The organism is Streptomyces sp. NBC_01176 (assembly GCF_045039825.1).
Lineage (GTDB): Bacteria > Actinomycetota > Actinomycetes > Streptomycetales > Streptomycetaceae > Streptomyces.
In genome coordinates, this window is the sequence record NZ_CP108600.1 from 8,845,664 (window position 1) to 8,865,985 (window position 20,322).

The following is a 20,322-nucleotide window of genomic DNA, read 5'->3' on the forward strand; positions in this document are numbered from 1 at the left end:
GTCGTCCGGGACCCGACGTACGAGGGGTCGTACGGGGATTCGATGCTAGCCCGGCGGCGCCGGTACGAAGGACCGTGGCCGCGCGCCCTGACATTCCTCGAACATTCCGCTGATCCAGCGCTCACCTGCGCCTTCCACGATCCCGTCATGACTGCCTCCGCACCTGCCGACACCGCACCCCCCGGCCCGCCCCCGGGCACGCCGCCCGGCGCACTGCACCGCCTGGGCCGGTGGTGCGCCCGCAACGCCCGCCGGGTGGTCGCCGCCTGGCTGCTCGTCCTGGTCGCGGCCTTCGCCGCCGACCGGGCCTGGGGCGGCACCTATGAGGACGAGTTCTCGCTGCCGGGCACCAGCGCGCAGCGGGGCGCCGATCTGCTGGAGGAGCACGGCAGCGATCTGAAGGGCGTCGGCGCGCAGATCGTCCTGAGGGCGGACGACGGACTCGCCGCCCACCGGACGTCCCTCGACGCCGCGATGGCGGGGATCGGCCGGTTGCCCGAGGTGCTCACGGCCGCCGATCCGCTGACCACGCCGGGCACGGTCTCCGCGGACGGCACGACCGGCTACGCCACGGTCCGCTTCGCCGACAACCCCGCGACCTTCGACCGTTCGTACCTGGACGGGGTCGACCGGGCCGTCGCCGGTCTGCGTGCCGAGCACGTGAGCGTGGACTACGGCGGGCCGCTCGGTCAGCTGGCCCGGCCCAGGGCCGCCGACGGACTGTCGGAGGCGATCGGTCTGCTGACCGCCGTGGTCGTGCTGCTGTTCGGCTTCGGCAGTGTCGCGGCGGCCGGCCTGCCCCTGGTCACGGCGGTCGCCGGACTCGCCGGCGGGGTGGCCGTCCTCGGACTCGTGGCCGCGGCCGTGACCTTCGGCGCCACCGCGCCCACCCTCGCCACGATGATGGGGCTGGGCGTCGGTCTCGACTACGCGCTGTTCCTCACCACGCGCCACCGCGGACTGCTCGCGTCCGGGGCGGTCCCGGAGGAGGCGGCGGGGCGCGCCCTCGCCACCAGCGGACGCGCCGTCCTGGTCGCGGCGGCAACGGTCGCCATGGCGCTGGCCGGCCTGTATGCCTCCGGTGTGTCGTTCATCGGCAGCCTGGGCGCCGCCGCCGGGATCACCGTGCTGGTCGCAGCGCTCGCCTCGCTCACCCTGACACCGGCGCTGCTCGGGCTGTCGGGCGGGCGCGTCGACCGCTGGAGCGTGCGCCGGCCGGTGGCCGAGTCCGCGGGCGACGACGACACCTGGCGCCGCTGGGCCGCGACCGTGGGACGCAGGCCCTGGCTCTTCCTCGGCGCGGGCCTGCTGGTTCTCGGAGTCCTCGCGCTTCCCGTCGCCACCCTGCGGCTCGGTCACATCGACGCGGGCGCCAGTCCGACGGACTACACCGAGCGCCGCGCGTACGACCTGATCTCGGACGGGTTCGGCGCGGGCGCCAACGGCCCGCTCACGGTGGTCGTCGCGCTGGACGGGACCGGCGCGGACCGGGACGCGGTCACCGCCGGTGTGCGCACCGCGCTCTCCGGCACCCCCGACGTCGTCGCCGTCACCGGACCGGTCGCCACGTCGGACGGCGGCCTGCTCACCGCCACCGTCGTGCCCCGCCGGGGCCCGGAGGACGCGTCCACCACCGCCCTGGTGCACCGACTGGAGGACCAGGTACTGCCGCGGGCGCTCGACGGCACCGGGGTGCACGCCCACGTCACCGGCACCACCGCCGTCCAGATCGCCTTCCGCGACACCCTGGTCGAGCGGCTGCCGTGGGTCGTGGGGGTGGTCGTCGGCGCGGCCTGCGTCCTGCTGCTCTGCGTCTTCCGGAGTCTGCTCGTGGCCCTCAAGGCGGCCGTGCTCAACCTGTTGTCGATCGGCGCGGCCTACGGTGTCGTGGTCGCCGTCTTCCAATGGGGCTGGGGCGGCGCCCTGTTCGGTGTGACCGAGCCCGTCCCCGTCGAGTCGTTCGTCCCGATGATGATGTTCGCCATCGTCTTCGGGCTCTCGATGGACTACGAGATCTTCCTGCTCTCACGGATCCGTGAGGCGTGGCTGGAGACCGGCGACAACGACGCGAGTGTGGCCGGCGGACTGGCCGCCACCGCGCGGGTCATCAGCTGTGCGGCGATCGTCATGACCAGCGTGTTCCTCGCCTTCCTGCTCTCCACCAACGTGGTGATCAAGATGATGGCGCTCGGGCTCGGTGCGAGCGTGGTCATCGACGCCACGATCGTGCGGCTGCTGCTGGTCCCCGCCACCCTGTACCTGTTCGGCAGGGCCACTTGGTGGCTCCCGCGCCGGCTCGACCGGATCCTGCCGCGCCTGGACCCCGAGGGGACCACCGAGGCCCGGCTGCCGGAACCCGCCGCAGCCCGTGAGCCGGAGGCGACCGCGTGAGGCGCCGCACCGTGACCGTCCTGGTCTGCGTGGGCGTACTGGTCGCCCTTCCGGTGGGCGGCGAACTGCTCGCCCGCGCCGAGCTGCAGCACCGCGTCCGTACCGCGACGGCGTCCCGGGTACCGGACGGAGATCTCCGGATAGGGCTCTCGTCCCGCCCGGCGCTCCTCCAACTCGCCGACAGACGCCTGCCGTTCGTCGAGGTGGACGGAGCGCACGCGCGGATCGGCCGGATTCCCGACGCCTCGTTCCACGCCCGGCTGGAGGACGTACGGCTGACCGGGGGCGGTGACAGACGCGCCGAGGTGGCCTCGGCGCGGGTGACGGTACTGATCCCGCCGAGCGCCGTGGCCGCCCTGACCGCGGGCTCCGGCGGCCTGCCGGTCACCGGAGTGCGTACCGACCCCCACCGGGACACCCTGACGCTGCTGTTCGGGCAGGGCGGCCTCGGAAGCGTGACCCTCCGGCCCGAGACCGCGGGCGGGCGTGTCGGGATGACGGTGACGTCGGTCGAGATCATGGGCAGGACCGCCCCCGACGCCGTGGCGCGACGGATCCGTGACGCCGTCGCACAGCGGGCCGACCCCGAGGCCTACCCGCTGGGGCTGCGCGCCACCTCGGCGCGGGTGGAGGAGGACGGCATCCACGTCCGCCTCAGGTCGGACGGTCCCACCACACTGAGCCGCGCCGGCTGAGCCACCGCGCACGCCGGCCCGCACGGGGTGGCCGACCGGCACACCGGCACCCTTCGGGGTGGCCGACCGGCACACCGGCGCCCTTCGGGGTGGCCGTTCGGCACGCCGGGGCGGTCACCCCGTGCGGGCAGGGACGCGGACGTCCGGCTGTCGGCGCCCGGCGTGCCACTCGCCTCGCCCGGCCGCGCCTCCCGCCTCGGGAGGGCGCCCCGCGCGGGACCTGTGGCCGTCCGGCTGGTTCAACCGGCCGCCGGAAGGGTGAACTCATAGACGAGTGCGTCCTGTTGGGCCTCCACGACAAGGTCGGTGATCTCCAGGGGCCGGTCGTACTGGTCGTGCACGCGCCGGGTGACCAGCACGGACTGGGGGAGCCGGGTGATCGCGTCCCGGTGGTGCAGGGTCAGCCCGGCCCTGCGCATCCAGTCGTAGGCCCGCCGCAGTTGCGCCGAGGCGGTGCCGTCCGCGCGGTCGCGGTAGCGGGCGAGTTCCTCCACCTCCGTCACGGCGACCGCGGAGAAGGAGGTGACGGCCGTACGCAGTCCGCTGCCGTCCGCCGCGGCCGACTCGTAGCGGTGCACGAGGGTCGGGCGGCGCGGCGCGAGCCCGAGTGCCAGGGCGTGCTCGGGCGGGGGCGCCTCCCAGGTCACACTCGCGTGCCGGACACCGCACGGTTCCCGGGTGTGCGCGCCGACCGGGAAGTCGAGCGACGGGATGTGCTCGGCGTGGGTGCCGGGGAGTGTCGCGTGGCTGCCGCGCCGGTCGGTGGAGACCAGCCCGGCCAGTCGCAACTGCTGCAGTGCCTGGCGCACGGTCTCCCGGCTGACCCCGAACCTGGTCGCCAACTCCCGTTCGCCCGGCAGCCGTTCGCCGGGCGGAACGGTGCCGTCGCGGAGTTCGCCGAGGAGCTGGGTGGCGATCCGCGAGTACCGGGGTTCCTGGTCGGAGGGGTGGACGTCCTGCGCGGGCGGGTCGGACGGACGGATGTCGGACGGGTGGCTGGTGCGGGCCATGTCCGCGCCTCCTGCGTGGTGACTAGACGTAGCCGTGCGGGCTCATTGCGCGACCAGATCTAGCATTGGTCTAAACCACGAGGGAAGGGCGGCCGGGAGGTTCGGCCGATTTCAGACCGCGTGCTCCCGGCGGTGGCGGCGCGCTCAGAGGGAGCCGTAGAGGGCGTCCACGAGCGCCATCTTCCTTGGGTCGTCGGCGATGTGCGGCCCCATCCGGTTCATGACGTACCCCAGGGAGACCGCCGCCTCGGGGTCGGCGAGACCGCAGGACCCACCGAAGCCGTCATGTCCGAAAGCCCTCGGGTTCGGTCCGTACGAGGCGTTGGGCCCGCTCAGCCACAGCCCGAGCCCGGCCTCCGTCTCGTGCGCGAACCCGGCGCCCAGGACCAGGTCCCGGCAGCTGCCCTGCCCCTCACGCACCCGCTCCGCGGCCTCCGGCGACAGCACCTGGCGGGAGCCGTGCGACCCGCGCCCGGCGAAGATCCCGTACAGCGCCGCGATCGCCCGAGCCGTGCCGTGGCCGTTCGCGGCCGGGATCTCGGCCGCCCGCCAGCGTGCGGTGCCCGCCTCGCTGGCGCCGACCAGCGGATTGGTCAGTGCGGCGACCGCCGCGGGCGCCAACTGCGCGAAAACCGCGGCCTGTTCGCTGCTCGACGCGGCCGGCGGATGGACCAGCTCGGCCACGCGCCCGACCTCCTTCTCGGGCAGTCCGATGGTGAAGTCGATCCCGAGCGGGCCGGTCACCTCCCGCTCCAGGAACGCGCCCGGCAGCAGCCCGGACACCCGCCGCACCACCTCGCCGACCAGATGGCCGAACGTGAGCGCGTGATAGCCGGACCGCGTCCCCGGCTCCCACCAGGGCTCCTGGGCCGCGAGCCGGCCGACGGTCAGCTCCCAGTCGCAGAGCTGCTCGAACGTGTGCGGTTCGCGCAACCCCGCCAGCCCCGCGCGATGCGACAGCAGGTGTCGTACGAGGACGGCCTCCTTGCCCGCCGCCGCGAACTCCGGCCAGTACGCGGCCACCGGCGCGTCGAGGTCGAGCAGCCCGCGGTCGGCCAGGATGTGCGCGCACAGCGCGGTCGGACCCTTCGACGTCGACCACACGTTGACGAGCGTCTCGCGCTCCCAGGGGCGGGTTCGTCCCGCGTCGGCCCAGCCGCCCCAGAGGTCCACGACCGTCTCGCCGTCGAGGACGACGGTCACCGCCGCGCCCAGTTCGCCACGGTCCCGGAAGTTCTCCTCGAACGCCGTACGCACCGCCGTGAAGCGTGCGTCGCAGTGGCCCCGGACATCGGGCGCGGGCTGGGACATGGAGACCTCCGTCATCCGTAGGGACAGCGGACCCGAACATACCGACTGGTCGGACCGGGTGGAAGTGGCCGCGCGGCATCCGTCCTCCGCCGGGCGGTGGAGCACCTCCCGCCACGTGGTGCGGTGTCCGTCCTCCCGTCATCACGGGCTCTTCCGGATGTCACCCAACACCCCTACGCTGCACGTCGGTTGACCACCGATGCGGGAGAGGCAGGGGGAACATGCGCAGACATGTGAGGGTGTTGGCACGTACGGGGATCGCGGTGGCGACGGCGGGAGCCGTGGCCCTGACCACCTCGCCCGGGGCGAGCGCCGCGGACCTCTCGTACTCCTCCAGCACCTCCGTCGGTGTCCACAACTCCTACGACAAGGCGAAGTACCCCTACTTCGCCGACGCGTTGGACTCCGGCGCCGGGATGCTGGAACTCGACGTGTGGACCAACGTGTTCGGGGCATCCTGGCGCGTCTCGCACAGCAACCCGGTCGGCAACGACAACAACTGCGAGAACGCGGCGAACGCCTCCGAGCTGCGCACCAAGTCCGTCAACCGCGATCTCGGCGGCTGCCTCGCCGACATCCGGGCGTGGCACGACGCGCACCCGGGCCACCGGCCGATCCAGCTGAAGATCGAGATGAAGGACGGCTTCGCGGCCAACATCGGCCGCGGACCCACCCAGTTGGACGCCCTGCTGACAGCGAAGCTGGGTGACGCCCTGCTGCGCCCGGCCGATGTCGTGGGCTCCCACCCCGACCTGGACTCCGCCGTCCAGGCGGACGGCTGGCCGGCCCGTTCGGCGCTCGCGGGCAAGTTCGTCGTCGAGCTCATTCCCGGCACCGTCGAGGAGAGCAACCCCCTCGACTCGCTGTGGACGGACCGCGAGTACGCCACCCACCTCCGCGACCTCGCGGCCGCCGGCCGACTGCGCGAGGCATCCGCCTTCCCCGCCGTGCACGGCGCGACCGCGGGCGACCCGCGCACCCGTTACACCGACACGACCATCCGCCCCTGGTTCGTGATGTACGACGGCGACGCCGCCGCCTACGCGGGCGGCACGATCGACACCGCTTGGTACGACGAGCGCCACTACCTCGTCGTCATGACCGACGCCCAGAACGTGCCCCCCGCCATCGACGGCACCAACCCCACTCAGGCCCAGGCACAGGAACGCGTCGCCCTCCTCGCCGCGCGGCACGCCAGCGTGGTGTCGGCGGACTGGTACCCCCTGCCCGCCGTGCTCGCGACGGTCGTACCGCGCGGAACGGCGGGCTGAACCGGGTCTAAAGGTACGAGGGGAGCCACTGGAGCCGGGCCGCCTCCTGGTAGGGGCCCCCGCCCTCGTGGTCGTTGAAGTCGTAGACCTCGATCGTCTTCTCCTCGTGCGCCCAGGCGTTGAACGCGGCGAAGACCGTGGACGGCGGGCAGGTCTGGTCCTCCAGGCCGGCCGAGAAGAGCGCCGGCGCGGTGCCGCGTGCCGCGAAGTGGACCCCGTCGAAGTAGGAGAGGGTGCGCCGGACGTCGTCGGCGCGCCCGCGGTGGGTCTTGAGGTAGCTGCCGATCTCCCGGTACGGATGCCGGTCGGTCAGCGTCATAGCGCGCGGGAAGTCGCACAGGAACGGGACATCGGGAGCGATCGCGGCCAGGTCGGGGACGAGACCGCCCACCGCGATCGTGATGCCGCCGCCCTGACTCGCGCCGAGGGCCGCGGTACGCGCCGGGTCGACCAGCGGGTGCGAGCGGACCGCCTCCACCGCACGCACTCCGTCGGTGAACACCCGGCGGTAGTAGTAGTTCTCGGGCGCGTCGATGCCGCGGGTCATGTAGCCCGGGTACGCGGGCGCGCTGCCCACCGGGTCCGGGGTCTCGCCACCGCCCCAGGCGCTGCCCTGGCCACGCGTGTCCATCACGAAGTGCGCGAAGCCCGCCGAGGCCCACAGCAGATGCGTGTGCGGGAGGCCGCGGCCGCCGCCGTACCCGACGAACTCGACGACCGCGGGCAGCGGCGCGTCGGCCCCGGCCGGCAGGGTGAGCCAGCCCTTGACCGGGTGGCCGCCGAACCCGGCGTACGTGACGTCGTACACCTCGACGGTCCTGAGGTGGGTCTCGACGGGTTCGAAGCGGGCGTCCAGGCCGTGTTCACGTGTCTCTTCGAGGGTCCTGGCCCAGAAGGCGTCGAAGTCCTCGGGCTCGGCGGAGGCACTGCGGTACACGCGGAGCTCGTCGAAGGGGAGGTCGAACAGGGCCATGAAGGACCACCTTTGAAGACGTCACGGCTGTGGATGATCACACCGTACGTGGGCCGCCGGAGGGCCGCCATGCTTGGTTCCGCGCCCGCCCGCGCCTGGTGGTGCCGGCCACCGGGCCTTCTGTCCCACCCCCCCCCGCCGCTCATGCCGCGGAGAGGTCGCGCACGTCAGGGCGTGTGGCGCCGCCACTCCGGCCCGGTACGCTCCCAGCCCCGCTCCCACTCGGCGAGGCGGCGACGTGCCGAGACCCGCCGCCCGGCGATGTGGACGCCGACGACGGCGGCCACGGCGGCCCCGGTGGTGAACAGGCCCGCCATCAGCGTGTGTTGCCAGACGGCGGACGCGTTCTCCGGGGGACGGACCCGCCGGCCGCCGGAGTCCAGCCAGACGTGGGTGTGCTCACCCCGCTCGGCGCCCGCGAGGACCTGGGCCATGCCGGTGCGCGACCCCCCGCCCGGCTCGGTCCAGCGCACCCTCACCGAGTACGAGGGCTGCCTTCCGGTCGGCGAGGCCACCGCGGCGGGCGCGTCCTCGACGAGCACGGCGGCCACCCGGTGCCGTTCGGCCCGCTGTGCGGCGGCCCGCGCCCGAGCGTCGTCGTACACCCGCCACCCCACGGCCACCCCGGCCAGCGGCGCGCCGACGACCAGCAGCACGACGACGGACAGCAGTGCCCACGCCTCCACGACATCACAACGGCGGCGCAACGGACTGCGGCGCCAGCGCCAGCCGCGTACCCGGGTACGCATCGTCACCTCCCTGCCCCGCTCCGTCCCCTCCCACGGCGTGCCGCGTACGGCCGTGAGCCTCCACGGAGACCCGTACGGAGATTCTGCCGCCGTACGAATGATCCGCGCCCCCTGTGGAACCCGCGAACCACTTCGCGGCGGAACTGGAGCCACCATGACGCATTCCCGTCCAGCAGCACTCGACGCCCACTGGCACGTGACCAACTCCGTTCCGGGGAAAGGGAGGAGGCGATGGAGGCGATGAACACCGGCACACGGTCCATCACCGTCGGCATCGACGGCTCGCCGACCAGTCTGGACGCCGCCGACTGGGCCGCCCGGGAGGCCAGGCGCCGCCGGCTCCCCCTGCGGCTGCTGCACGCGGGGACCGGGCCGGCCGTCTCCGGCCGGGTCCCCGACGTCGACGTCCCCGCGGGCCGCACCCGCACGGCACTCGACCGGGCGGCCATCCAACTCTCCTACGCCCACCCGGCGTTGGACATCATCGCCCGCCGCACCGGGACACCCGCGGTGCAGGCCCTGCTGGCCGCCGCCGCGGACACGGAGACCCTGGTCGTCGGTTCACGCGGCGCCACCGGCTTCGCGGGCTTCCAGGTCGGTGCGGTCGCCCTCGCCGTCACGGCCCGTGCCGCACGCCCGGTCGTGGTGGTGCGCGCGGGTGAACTCCCCGAGGACGAACGGACGCCCGTCACCGACGGTTCGCCGCCCGAGTCGGCCCCCTACCTGCCGGTGGTCCTCGGACTCGACGCGGACCGTCCGGCCGACGACCTGATCCGCTACGCCTTCGACACGGCAGCCTTCCGTTCGGCGCCGCTGCACGTGGTGCACGCGTGGACCCGGTCCGAGGCGTACGCCCGCGGCGCCCGCGCGCCCGGGCCGGAGAACACGGCCGAGCGCGGCGACGGCGACGGCGAGGGCCGGGCGCTGGCCGGCGCCCTCCAGCCCTGGCGCCGCAGGTTCCCCGGCACGACGGTCCGCGAGCACGTGGTCCAGGGCCACCCCGGGCCGCACCTCCTGAGGGCGTCGGCACGGGCCGGCCTGCTGGTCGTGGGGCGCGAGACGGGCGCCGGGCCGGGCCGCGCCGTGCGCTCGCTGATCCGGCACGCCCCGTGCGCGGTGGCGGTGGTTCCGCACGGCTGACCGTGTCCCCGGGCGTCGGACCGGCGCCCGGACCGCGGCACCGCTGGACCCGGTCGCGCATGCGCCCGGTTCAGCCGAAGCGCTCGATGCGGATGCGGTCCACGGGCTGCCCCGCCTCCACCAGCAGCCGCGAGGCGTGTTCGGCGAAGCCGTTGGAGCCGCACACATAGGCCTCCCACCCACCAGGAGGCTGCTCTGCCAGGAGCGGAGCCACATGTGCGGCCGTCAGACGTCCGACGGCCACACCCTCCGGGGCGCCACGGGTGAAGACGGTCGTGGTCTCCGCGCCGTACTCCCGCGCGTAGATCAGCTCCTCGGGGCTGCGCGTGGAGACCACCAGGCGCAACGGCACGTCCAGCCCCCGCACCCGATGGTGGCGCACCATCGACATCAGCGGTACGACACCGGAGCCGGCGCCGACGAGCAGCGCCGGCCGGTCGCCGGGCCAGGCGAAGAACCCGCTGAGCGGACCCCGGACCTCGACCGTGTCCCCGGGCGCGGCCACCGTGTGGAACCAGCCGGAGACCTCACCACCCTCGACGTGGTCGAGGGTGAGTTCGATGTGCCCGGTGTCGTCGGGCGGTGACGCGATGGAGTAGTGGCGCTGCGCCACATAGCCGTCCGCGGCGGTCAGCCGCAGCATCAGGTGCTGGCCGGGCAGGTGCCCCGGCCAGCCCGGTACCGCCAACCGGAAGGTGGCGGCGCGCGGTGTCTCCCGGCGGACGCCGGTGAGCGTGGCCTCGCGCCAGGTGGCGGCGGTCTGGCCGCTCACGGCGATCCGCCCCGGCACGGCGAAGCTCGTGACGGGGACGAAGGCGCCCGTGGCCGGGGGCGCGAGGGGCGTCGCCGGTACGAAGGCGCTCGGGGACGCGGTCGTGTCAGTCACCGGAGTACCGCTGCTCCTCCCAGGGATTGCCGCGTGCGTGGTAGCCGTTCTGCTCCCAGAAGCCCGGCTCGTCGTGGTCCAGGAGCCGCAGGCCCGCGATCCACTTGGCGCTCTTCCAGAAGTACAGGTGCGGCACGATCAGTCGCGCCGGCCCACCGTGCTCGGAGGGCAGCGGCTCTCCCTCGTACTCCCAGGCGATCCAGGCACGGCCGCCGGTGAGGTCGGTGAGCGGGAGGTTCGTGGTGTACCCGGTGTGCGAGTAGGCGATCACATGGGTGGCGTCTCCGTGGGGGCGCACCACAGCCAGGAACGCGTCGAGCGAGACGCCGCCGAAGCGCACCCCGAACTTCGACCAGCTCGTCACACAGTGGATGTCGCCCTCGTACGCCGAGGCGGGCAACGCGTGTGCCTGCTCCCAGTCCCAGGTGCGCGGCTCGGCCACCAGTCCGTCGATCCGGAAGGTCCAGTCGGCGGCCGCGAGAGCGGGCGTGACCTCGGCGGACAGCACGGGCCAGTCGTCGCCCGCGTCGTACTGGCCGGGCGGCAGTCCGGTGTTGCGGACGCGCGGGCGTCCGGTGAAACCTCGGGTGACGTTCATGGGACTGGTACCTCAAGGCCGTCGGGTGCACGGCCCGCAGATCGAGCGTGATCGGTGCGCACGCGTTTCCCGGCGCGTGCGCGTTCCACCGTACGTGGCCCGGAGCCGTGCTCCGTCCCCGAGCGGGCTCCGATCATTGCGGACGTATGAACGTTGCCGGGGCCGGGGAATAGCCGAGGCGTGATCGTCCTTGCCCCCATGCCGGCCCCGGTGCGCCCCTGCCACCGGTGACAGCGAGGGAGAGCGAGGGAGCAGGATGCCCAAGGCGTACGTCTTCACCCGGTACGGCGGCCCCGAGGCCGAGGCCCTGGTGGAACAGGACCGGCCGAGCCCGGGAGCCGGCCAGGTGCTCGTCGCCGTGCGTGCGGCGGGTGTGAACCCCGTCGACTGGAAGCAGCGGACGGGCTACCGCCGCCCCGGCGCCGCGGCCCGCGAGCTGCCGGCCGTGTTCGGGAACGAGGTCGCGGGAGTGGTCGAGGAGACCGGCCCCGACGTGACCGGGTTCGCGGTGGGGGACGAGGTCTTCGGCAACCCGGTGGCCGGCGGATACGCCGACTACGCCCTGCTGCCCACGACGGTGACCGCCCACAAGCCCGCCGCGCTCTCGTTCACGGACGCGGCGACACTGCCCGTCGCGGCCGCGACGGCGTACGACGCGATCCACCAGCTCGGCCTGCCCTCGGGCGCGACCGTGCTGATCACCGGCGCGGGCGGCGGTGTGGGCGTCGCGGCCACGCAGATCGCGCGGGTACTCGGGCTGCGCGTGGTGGGGCTCGCGAGCGACGGCAAGAAGGACTTCGTCGAGTCGCTCGGCGCCGTGCACGTCCCGGCCGGCCCCGGTCCGGCCGAGCGGGTGCGGGCGGCGGCGCCGGACGGTGTGGACGGTGTCCTCGACCTCGTCGGGGGTGAGGTGCTGGAGGCCGCGGCGACCCTGCTGGCCGACCGGACGAAGCTGATCACCGGCGCCGACCGGGAGACGGTCGCGCGGCTCGGCGGAGCGGGCGTCGAGCGGGCCCGCACGTCCGCCGTCCTCGACGAGGTGGCGCGGCTCGTGGTCGACGGCCGGCTCCGGCCCTTCGTGACCGGGACGTTCCCGCTGGACCGGGCCGCCGAGGCGCTGCGTGCCGTCGAGGGCGGCCATGCGCGCGGCAAGATCGTGATCGAGGTCGCCCGATGAGCGACGCCCGTACCGCAGCGGCGCACCCGCTGGACAACCCCGCCCTCGGTTCGCTGACCGGCCCGCACGCCCACTTCGCCGAACGCCGCGGCCGCGTCCTGCGCTACCCCGTCGACGTATCCCCGTGGCTGGCCCTGCCCGACGCGCCGGACGCGGACGACTGGGCGGACCTCGCGGCCCTCGTGGGTCCGGGTGGCGAGGCTCCGCTGGCCGGGTTCAACGGGCGGACCCCGGACGGCTGGGAGCTGACCTTCAGCATCGACGGCGTCCAGCTCGTCGACGCCGGACTCGCCGCGGCGCCGGACGCCGAAGCGGTACGGCTCGGCGCCGCCGACGTACCGGAGATGCTCGACCTGGTGGAGCGCACCAGGCCCGGCCCGTTCCTGGCGCGCACCGTCGAACTCGGCACCTACCTCGGGATCCGCCGGGACGGCGCGCTGATCGCCATGGCGGGGGAGCGGTTGCATCCGCCGGGCTGGACCGAGATCAGCGCGGTCTGCACCGACCCGGACTTCCGCGGTCAGGGACTGGCGTCCCGGCTCATCCTCGCCGTCGCGCACGGGATCCGGGAGCGGGGCGAGACACCGTTCCTGCACACCGCCGCGGGGAACACCGGCGCGATCCGTCTCTACGAGTCCCTGGGCTTCGAGCTGCGCCGCACGACCCGCTTCCTGGCCGCGCGGGTACCCGAACACCTGGCGGACGGGCAGACCGTCGGAGCCCGCTGACGGGAGCGGGTCATGGACGTCGGGCGGCGCTCGGGGGTCGCCCGACGTCCATGACCGGCGGCGTGAGGTGCCCGGTGCGGGCGCCTCACGCAGGAGGATCCGTCAGCTCTCCGGCACCTGCCGGACGGACGCCGTGGACGCCCCGGAAGCCGTGTTGTACCGCACCAGATACGTGGCGAACCGCTCCAGATCCTCCGCCGGCCAGTCCGCGAGCCGCTCGCGGAAGGCGATCCGGCGGCTCTCGGTGACCTGGGCCAGGATCCGGGTGCCCGCCTCGGTCAGATGCAGCACCTGTACCCGGTGGTCGTCGGGGTCGAGCCGGCGCCCGATGAGCCCGGCCCGCTCCAGCACCGCCACCTGACGGCTCACCGTGGACTTGTCCAGAGCGTAGTGCGCGGCCAGGTCGGTGGCACGGCAGCCGCCGCTCTCCTCCAGGTGGCCGAGCAGGGTGTACGAGACGAGCGACAGCTCCGGGTGCATGCGCCCGGCCGAGGCCCTGGCGCGCCGGGCGAAGGCCGTCATCTCGCGCTGGATGGTCTCGACGGCCGCCCCGGCCGACCCGCCGGTGGTGACGACGGTCTCATCGGGCCCTTCGCCTGCCTTCATGGGGCCTCCCCTCACTCTCCTGGTTGTATAGTACAACTTGATCGATGGTTGTATATGCCAATCAAAAGGAGGTTCCGTGGTCACCGGACTGCGCTCACCAGCCCTGCGCCATGTGCTCACGCACCTGGTCACCCCGCTGCTGATGTGTCTCGGTATGGGGCTGGCCTATATGGGCGCGTTCGTCACGCCCGAGCCGCACCATCTCCCGGTGGCCGTCGTGGGCTCCGGCGCCGAGACGAAGGTGTTCGCCCAGACCGTGAAGGACGCGGCGGGGAGCAAGCTCGACGTACGGACCGTGGCGACCCGCACCGAGGCGGTCGGCCTGCTCAGGTCCCGTGACATCACCGGCGCCTATGTCCCGGGCGCCCATTCACCCGAACTCGTCGTCGCCACCGCCGCGTCCGACATGGGCGCCACGGCGGTCGAGAAGGTCTTCACGCCGGTCGCCGCCCGGCAGGGGGCGGTGCTGAAGGTCACCGACGTCGCCCCGCCGGTCGCCGACGACCCCACGGGCCAGGGGCTGTTCTTCCTGCTGATCGCGTTGAGCATCGGCTCCTACGCGTCCGTCGCCGCGCTCGGCGCCGCCGGCGCGGAGCTGCCGCTGCGGATACGGGGCCTGCTGGCCGTCGGGGTCTCGGCGGTGGTGAGTGGTATCGGCGCGCTGCTCGCCGGACCCGTGTTCCGTCTCGCGCACCACGACCTCGCGGGTGTGTGGGGCATGGCCTGGCTCTACTCGGCGGGCATCCTCTTCGTCGGCGTCGGCCTCCACACGTTCCTCAAGCGGTGGACCACGCTCGCCATGATGGTGCTCTTCGTGATGCTCAACTTCACCAGTTCCGGGGGTCTGTTCCGGCCCGAACTGCAGAACGGCTTCTTCGGTGCGCTGCACTCCTTCTGGAACGGCGCCGGCTTCGTCGAGGGCATCCGCAGCCTCCTGTACTTCGACCGTGACGGACTGAGCGGCGACGTGGGGACGTTGGTCGTCTGGCTGGTCGTCGGTCTGCTGGTCACGGCCGTCGCCGGTGCCGTCGAGCGCGGGCGCGCGCGGGGAGCCGTACGGGAGGAGCCGGCGCTCGTCCCGCCGGAGGAGTCGCGACAGCGCGGTATCGCGGGGGAGCGGGAAACGGCGGAGGAACGGGAGGCGGCGGAGGAACTGGAGGAGTCGGTCGTCGTCTGACCGGTCCTGTAAGGTGACCGTTCCGGCTGCGGAACGCCCCAGCCCGGGAGTTGCCGAGGAGGTGGGACCCATTACCGTCAGTTCAGGTCGGGTGCTCTCATCTCGGGTCGACGTGGCTCACTGCCAGTAGGCGACCGCGAGAGCGCCCTTCGGTTCACCGAAAGGCTCTCGGCTTCCATGCCCTCCCCATCCGATTCCGTTGTCGCCGCTCTCCGTGCCGCAGGCTGTGTCTTCGCCGAGGACGAGGCGGAGTTGATACTCTCCACCGCCCGCACCCCGGACGAGGTCACCGCCATGGTGGACCGACGCGTCTCGGGACTGCCCCTCGAACACGTCGTCGGCTGGGCCGGGTTCCACGGTCTGCGCATCTCCGTGGAACCGGGTGTGTTCGTACCGCGCCGCCGTACCGAGTTCCTCGTCGACCAGGCCGTCGCCCTCGCCCGGAACGTCTCCCTGGTCGTGGATCTGTGCTGTGGCTCGGGCGCGGTCGGCGCCGCGCTCGCGGCGTCCCTCGACGGACCCGAACTGCACGCCGCCGACATCGACCCGGCCGCGGTCCGCTGTGCCCGCCGCAACGTCGCGCCCTTCGGGGGCCGGGTCCACCAGGGCGACCTGTACGCGGCTCTGCCCGACACCCTGCGCGGTCGCGTCGACGTCCTCGCCGCCAACGTGCCGTACGTCCCCACGGACGAGGTCGGGCTGCTGCCGCCTGAGGCCCGCGACCACGAGCCGCTCACCGCCCTCGACGGAGGCGCGGACGGTCTCGACATCCTGCGCCGGGTGGCCGAGGAGGCCCCCCGCTGGCTGGCCCCCGGCGGCAGCCTCCTGGTCGAGACGAGCGAACCCCAGGCGCCCCTGGCCGTGGAGGCCTTCGCGCGCAGCGGCCTGATCGCCGGACTGGCCGTCTCCGACGAGCTGTACGCCAACGTCGTGATCGGCACCAGGCCCTGAGCGACCGGGCCCTTGAGCGCTCGGACCCTGAGCGGCTTGAGCGGTCGGACCCGGAGCGGCCGGGTCTCGGGAGGCCGGGCCCGGCCGCCCGACATGCCGCGTCCGGCCCTGGATCGTCACCCCGCCCCGGTCACCCCGCCACACTGTGGCTGACCGGAGGCAGGAGACGGAGGCCCGACCGTGAGCAGCGCCCAGGAGTACCCCTTGTGGGACGTCCAGGAGTCCGGTCCCGCCGACGCGCCGAGGAGCGTGCTGCTCCTGCCGGGAGGCATGTGCAGCAAGGCGTTCTACGACGACATGGTCCGCGCGCCGGCGCTCCTGCGCGCGCCGGTGCGACTGGTGGCCGCGACGGTCCCGGGCCACGCCGGGACCCCGGCGCCCAGGGACCTCGCCCTGGAGAACTACGCGGCGCTCGCCGGGGCGCTCGCCGCGGAGCACGGGTGCGATGTCGTCGTGGGCCACAGTCTCGGTGCCAACATCGCCCTGGAGATGGTGGCGGGCGGCCACTTCTCCGGCCCGGTGGTGCTGTTGTCCCCGACCTTCTCGCGCCCCGACGAACCCAGGTCGCTGGCCGTCGCGGACCGGCTCGGGAGGCTCCCGGGCATCGGGGCTCTGACCTGGTGGGCCCTGGTGCGGCTGGTACCGCGCGTCATGGCCGGCAGCCTGCCCCCGGGGCGGCGCGCGGCGCTGGTCGCGGAGTTCGGGAAGAACGACCCGGCGTTCTGCCGCCGGGAGATCCGTCACTACTTCGCCTACCTCGACCGCCATGGCTCCCTGGTGGCGCGGCTCCGCGCGTCGGGCGCCCCGGCCTGGGTCGTACGCGGCGACCGGGACGAGATCGGGCTGACCGCCGAGGAGCGGGCCGGGCTCGAGGCCGGCCCGAACGTCACGATGGTCACCGTCCCCGACGCCGGGCACCTGGTCATGGTCGACCAGCCCGCGCCGGTGGCCGAACTCGTCGCCAGGGTGGCCCTCGGCTGAGCGGCCCGGAGCGGCCCGGAGTGATCCGGAGCGGCCCGGAGTGACCCTCCTCATTGTGCAACTAGTTGCACAAGGCGTGTCCCGTCGTCTACAACAGACGTACGTCTGCCGCGCACGGAGGGCCCGATGAGCCGTTACCCGCACCTGCTGAACCCGCTCGACCTGGGATTCACCACGCTCCCCAACCGGGTCCTCATGGGCTCCATGCACGTGGGACTGGAGGAGGCCGAGCGAGGCTTCGAGCGGATGGCGGAGTTCTACGCCACCCGGGCCCGCGGCGGTGTCGGCCTCATGGTCACCGGCGGCATCGCGCCCAACGAGGCGGGACGGCCCTACGAGGGCGGCGCGAAGCTGACCACCGAGGCCGAGGCCGAGCAGCACGCCGGGGTCACCGCCGCGGTGCACCGCGAGGGCGGGAAGATCGCGATGCAGATCCTGCACTTCGGGCGGTACGCCTACCACCAGGACCTGGTCGCGCCCAGCGCCCTGCAGGCACCGATCAGTCCCTTCACCCCGCACGCGCTCACCGACGCCGAGGTCGAGCAGACGATCGACGACTACGCGCGCGCCGCCCGGCTCGCTCAGCGGGCCGGCTACGACGGCGTCGAGATCATGGGCTCCGAGGGCTACCTGATCAACGAGTTCATCGCCCTCCAGACCAACCGGCGCGAGGACCGCTGGGGCGGCTCCTACGAGAACCGGTCGCGCTTCCCCGTCGAGATCGTCCGCCGGGTGCGCGAGGCCGTCGGCGAGAACTTCATCATCATCTACCGCCTTTCGATGCTGGACCTGGTGCCGGGCGGCTCCTCCCTGGACGAGGTGATCACACTCGCCCGGGCCGTGGAGGCCGCCGGAGCCACGATCATCAACACCGGCATCGGCTGGCACGAGGCCCGTATCCCCACCATCGCCACCTCCGTGCCGCGCGGCGCGTACGCCTGGGTGACCAAGAAGGTGATGGGCGCCGTCTCCGTCCCCCTCGTGACCACCAATCGCATCAACACCCCCGAGATCGCGGAGCAGTTGCTCGCGGACGGCCACGCCGACATGGTGTCGCTCGCCCGGCCGATGCTCGCCGATCCCGACTTCGTCGCCAAGGCGGCGGCCGGGCAGCCGGAGGCCATCAACACCTGCATCGGCTGCAACCAGGCCTGCCTCGATCACACCTTCAGTGGCCGGATCACCTCGTGCCTGGTCAACCCGCGGGCCTGCCACGAGACCGAGCTGGTCCTCGCCCCGACCCGGCTGCGCAAGCGCGTGGCCGTGGTGGGCGCGGGCCCCGCGGGACTGGCCTGCGCGGTCTCCGCGGCCGAGCGCGGCCACGACGTCACGCTCTACGACGCCGCGGGCGAGATCGGCGGCCAGCTGAACGTGGCCCGCAAGGTCCCCGGCAAGCAGGAGTTCGACGAGACGATCCGGTACTTCCGGACCCAGCTCGAACGGCACGGCGTGGACGTGCGGTTGAACACCCGCGTCGCCGCCGGTGACGTGTCCGGCTACGACGAGGTCGTGGTCGCCACCGGCGTGCTTCCGCGCACCCCCGAGATACCCGGTGTCGACCACCCCAGTGTCGTCGGCTACCTCGACGTCCTGCGGGGCGAGGCCCCGGTCGGCGACCGGGTCGCGATCCTCGGCGCGGGCGGCATCGGCTTCGACGTCGCCGAGTACCTCACCGACGGCGGCGACAAGGCGAGCGAGGACCCGGCGACGTACTTCCGCAACTGGGGCGTCGACATGGACTACCGCGCCCCCGGCGGCCTCGGCACGCCCGAGCGGTCCGCACCGCCGCGCACCGTCCACCTCCTGCAGCGCAAGGCCTCCAAGGTCGGCGCCGGACTGGGCAAGACCACGGGCTGGATCCACCGCACCGAGCTCAAGCACCGGGGCGTCACCATGGTTCCGGGCGTCCGGTACGACCGTATCGACGACGCCGGACTGCACGTCACCGTCGACGGCGCGGGTCAGGTGCTGGAGGTCGACACCATCGTGCTGTGCACCGGGCAGGAGCCCCGTCGCGACCTGTACGAGGAACTGTCCGCCGCGGGGCACAGCGTGCATCTGATCGGCGGTGCCGACGTGGCCGCCGAGCTGGACGCCAAGCGGGCCATCAAGCAGGGCACGGAGCTCGCGGCGGCCCTGTAGGCCCCGGGCGCACACGACAGCGAGGGCCGTGCCGGGGACGGCCCTCCCTAGGATGAACCCATGTCACTCCCGCACGCGATCCTCACCGCTCTGCTCGAAAGGCCCTCGTCGGGACTCGAACTCACCAGGCGGTTCGACAAGTCGATCGGCTACTTCTGGTCGGCGACGCACCAGCAGATCTATCGCGAGCTGGGAAGGCTGGAGTCCGAGGGATACATCCGCGCCCTGCCGTCCGCGCAGCCGGCCCGGGGACAGAAGAAGAGCTACGAGGTGCTGCCGGCGGGCCGGGACGAACTGGCCCGCTGGACCGCCGTGAGCCAGGACCCCAAGCCCCTGCGTGACACGATGCTGCTGCGGCTGCGGGCCTCGGCCGTCGTCGGCACCGCGGGCATCGAGACCGATCTGCGTCGTCATCTCGCCCTTCACCAGCGGCAGTTGGCGGAGTACGAGGAGATCGAGGAGCGGGACTTCCCACCCGTCAGGAACGCTCCCCAGGACCGGCTGCGGCACCTGGTGCTGCGGGCCGGTATCGACCTGGAGACCTTCTGGACCCGGTGGCTGAGCCATGCGCTGGAGGAGTTCGAGCACCTGGGGGACCGGCCGCCCGAGCGGGAGGAGACGAGCTCCGGGCCCGCATCGGACGCGCCCGGGGAGGACCGGTCCGCGTCGGGCTGACGTGAGGAGGACCGGTCCGTGCCGGACGGGCGGCCGTCGGAGCGACGGGCCGGCGGGTCAGAGCCGGTGGGGCTTGGACCTGCGGCGCAGGAACCAGGCCGTCGCCACGACACCGGTGGTCACCAGGGCCCCGCCGGCCATGGTGGTGGCCGTGCTGTGGTCCGTGGCCGCCCCGCCGAGACCGCCCTGCACCCCGCGCGTCGGCGCGGCCGTCGCCGAGACGGTGGGTACCGAGGACGCGGAGGACGCGGAGGACGCCGAGGACGCCGAGAACGTCGAAGTTGCCGAGGGCGCGGAGGGCGCGGACGGCGCCGACGGCGCGGACGGCGCGGAGACCTTCACGGCCTGGGTGCCCGCGGTCCGCCCGTCCTGGCAGAGCACGATGACCGTGTACGTGCCGGCGCCGACGTCCGACCACACCGCCGACTGACCCGCGCTCGTCCCGGACAGCGACACCTGTCGTCCCTGGGAGAAGTTCGACTGCCCACCGGAGAGCAGGGAGGCGCTGCCGAAACCGCCGTCCACGTTCCGGCAGGCACTGGTGGTGACCGTGACCTTGGAACCGCTGGCGCTCACGGAGATGCCCGAAGCGGCCGCTGCGGCGGTCACCGTGGCCAGGGTCAGCGGAAGCGCGGCGACGGCCATGGCCGGCCCCGAGCGGCGGAAATCCCGAGCAGTGCGCATTGGACCGTCCTCCAGCGGCACGGTTGGCGGGACGTCCGGTGCGCCGCCAAGGGTGGGAAAGGCCCGTGCTGCCTGGGGACGAGCCAACGTGCCCCGGGTCGGGCCCGCATGCGGACGGGACCGGGCAGGTGACGAATTCCTTCGTCCGGCGGAGGGTGTCCCGCCCAGGGGCCGGCC

The 20,322-nt window shown here is 73.3% G+C and carries 19 protein-coding genes; 11 read left to right on the forward strand and 8 right to left on the reverse strand.

Annotated elements, in window-relative coordinates; all coding sequences use genetic code 11:
- Nucleotides 1-147: 147 nt before the first annotated feature.
- Both OG199_RS38465 and OG199_RS38470 read left to right on the forward strand, forming a co-directional pair.
- A complete protein-coding gene (locus OG199_RS38465) occupies nt 148-2,391 on the forward strand; it encodes an MMPL family transporter (protein ID WP_405833483.1) in 2,244 nt (747 codons plus the stop codon).
- On the forward strand, nt 2,388-3,086 hold the full coding sequence (locus OG199_RS38470; protein WP_405833485.1) for a DUF2993 domain-containing protein: 699 nt from the start codon (nt 2,388-2,390) through the stop codon (nt 3,084-3,086). Before OG199_RS38465 ends, OG199_RS38470 begins: the two co-directional genes overlap by 4 nt.
- Nucleotides 3,087-3,325: 239 nt before the next feature.
- Here the strand turns inward: OG199_RS38470 and OG199_RS38475 are convergent, their stop codons facing one another.
- Both OG199_RS38475 and OG199_RS38480 read right to left on the reverse strand, forming a co-directional pair.
- The gene (locus OG199_RS38475) at nt 3,326-4,096 is read right to left on the reverse strand and encodes a GntR family transcriptional regulator (RefSeq protein WP_356797793.1); all 771 of its coding nucleotides are present in this window, start codon (nt 4,094-4,096) and stop codon (nt 3,326-3,328) included.
- A gap of 144 nt (nt 4,097-4,240) precedes the next feature.
- Nucleotides 4,241-5,407, reverse strand: coding sequence for a serine hydrolase domain-containing protein (locus OG199_RS38480; protein ID WP_405833487.1), 1,167 nt, complete (start codon nt 5,405-5,407; stop codon nt 4,241-4,243).
- 221 nt (nt 5,408-5,628) lie between these two features.
- Here OG199_RS38480 and OG199_RS38485 point away from each other — a divergent pair, with 221 nt between their 5' ends.
- Complete coding sequence (locus OG199_RS38485) at nt 5,629-6,678, forward strand: phosphatidylinositol-specific phospholipase C domain-containing protein (protein ID WP_401802258.1); 1,050 nt, start codon at nt 5,629-5,631, stop codon at nt 6,676-6,678.
- Nucleotides 6,679-6,685: 7 nt separating this feature from the next.
- Here the strand turns inward: OG199_RS38485 and OG199_RS38490 are convergent, their stop codons facing one another.
- Both OG199_RS38490 and OG199_RS38495 read right to left on the reverse strand, forming a co-directional pair.
- The gene (locus OG199_RS38490) at nt 6,686-7,651 is read right to left on the reverse strand and encodes an acetylxylan esterase (protein WP_401802260.1); all 966 of its coding nucleotides are present in this window, start codon (nt 7,649-7,651) and stop codon (nt 6,686-6,688) included.
- Between the two features lie 167 nt (nt 7,652-7,818).
- The gene (locus tag OG199_RS38495; RefSeq protein WP_401802262.1) at nt 7,819-8,400 is read right to left on the reverse strand and encodes a hypothetical protein; all 582 of its coding nucleotides are present in this window, start codon (nt 8,398-8,400) and stop codon (nt 7,819-7,821) included.
- A gap of 231 nt (nt 8,401-8,631) precedes the next feature.
- Between OG199_RS38495 and OG199_RS38500 the strand changes: the two genes are divergently transcribed.
- Nucleotides 8,632-9,540, forward strand: a complete 909-nt coding sequence (locus tag OG199_RS38500; RefSeq protein ID WP_401802265.1) for a universal stress protein — start codon at nt 8,632-8,634, stop codon at nt 9,538-9,540.
- 70 nt (nt 9,541-9,610) lie between these two features.
- On the opposite strand, the gene OG199_RS38505 is transcribed toward OG199_RS38500, so the two are convergent.
- Nucleotides 9,611-10,330 carry a ferredoxin reductase gene (locus tag OG199_RS38505; protein WP_401802497.1) on the reverse strand — a complete coding sequence of 240 codons (720 nt, stop codon included), beginning with the start codon at nt 10,328-10,330 and terminating at the stop codon, nt 9,611-9,613.
- An 88-nt stretch (nt 10,331-10,418) separates the two neighbouring features.
- On the reverse strand, nt 10,419-11,024 hold the full coding sequence (locus OG199_RS38510; RefSeq protein WP_405833490.1) for a sulfite oxidase-like oxidoreductase: 606 nt from the start codon (nt 11,022-11,024) through the stop codon (nt 10,419-10,421).
- A gap of 256 nt (nt 11,025-11,280) precedes the next feature.
- On the opposite strand from OG199_RS38510, the gene OG199_RS38515 reads away from it, so the two are divergent.
- Complete coding sequence (locus tag OG199_RS38515; protein WP_356797779.1) at nt 11,281-12,201, forward strand: NADP-dependent oxidoreductase; 921 nt, start codon at nt 11,281-11,283, stop codon at nt 12,199-12,201.
- Nucleotides 12,198-12,929 (forward strand): GNAT family N-acetyltransferase, encoded by a 732-nt coding sequence (locus OG199_RS38520; protein ID WP_401802269.1) that lies wholly within the window; start codon nt 12,198-12,200, stop codon nt 12,927-12,929. Before OG199_RS38515 ends, OG199_RS38520 begins: the two co-directional genes overlap by 4 nt.
- A 102-nt stretch (nt 12,930-13,031) precedes the next feature.
- Here OG199_RS38520 and OG199_RS38525 read toward each other — a convergent pair whose 3' ends face one another.
- Nucleotides 13,032-13,535, reverse strand: a complete 504-nt coding sequence (locus OG199_RS38525) for a MarR family winged helix-turn-helix transcriptional regulator (RefSeq protein ID WP_356797775.1) — start codon at nt 13,533-13,535, stop codon at nt 13,032-13,034.
- A gap of 88 nt (nt 13,536-13,623) precedes the next feature.
- On the opposite strand from OG199_RS38525, the gene OG199_RS38530 reads away from it, so the two are divergent.
- The 5 genes from OG199_RS38530 (at nt 13,624) to OG199_RS38550 (ending at nt 19,461) form a co-directional block, all read left to right on the forward strand.
- The gene (locus OG199_RS38530) at nt 13,624-14,712 is read left to right on the forward strand and encodes a hypothetical protein (RefSeq protein ID WP_405834799.1); all 1,089 of its coding nucleotides are present in this window, start codon (nt 13,624-13,626) and stop codon (nt 14,710-14,712) included.
- Nucleotides 14,713-14,889: 177 nt separating this feature from the next.
- Nucleotides 14,890-15,663 carry a putative protein N(5)-glutamine methyltransferase gene (locus OG199_RS38535; protein ID WP_356797773.1) on the forward strand — a complete coding sequence of 258 codons (774 nt, stop codon included), beginning with the start codon at nt 14,890-14,892 and terminating at the stop codon, nt 15,661-15,663.
- Nucleotides 15,664-15,843: 180 nt separating this feature from the next.
- Nucleotides 15,844-16,644 (forward strand): alpha/beta fold hydrolase, encoded by an 801-nt coding sequence (locus OG199_RS38540; RefSeq protein ID WP_405833493.1) that lies wholly within the window; start codon nt 15,844-15,846, stop codon nt 16,642-16,644.
- Nucleotides 16,645-16,770: 126 nt separating this feature from the next.
- The gene (locus OG199_RS38545) at nt 16,771-18,786 is read left to right on the forward strand and encodes an FAD-dependent oxidoreductase (RefSeq protein WP_405833495.1); all 2,016 of its coding nucleotides are present in this window, start codon (nt 16,771-16,773) and stop codon (nt 18,784-18,786) included.
- Nucleotides 18,787-18,846: 60 nt separating this feature from the next.
- The gene (locus OG199_RS38550) at nt 18,847-19,461 is read left to right on the forward strand and encodes a PadR family transcriptional regulator (protein WP_401802278.1); all 615 of its coding nucleotides are present in this window, start codon (nt 18,847-18,849) and stop codon (nt 19,459-19,461) included.
- Between the two features lie 57 nt (nt 19,462-19,518).
- On the opposite strand, the gene OG199_RS38555 is transcribed toward OG199_RS38550, so the two are convergent.
- A complete protein-coding gene (locus tag OG199_RS38555) occupies nt 19,519-20,145 on the reverse strand; it encodes a hypothetical protein (RefSeq protein ID WP_405833498.1) in 627 nt (208 codons plus the stop codon).
- Between the last annotated feature and the right edge of the window lie 177 nt (nt 20,146-20,322).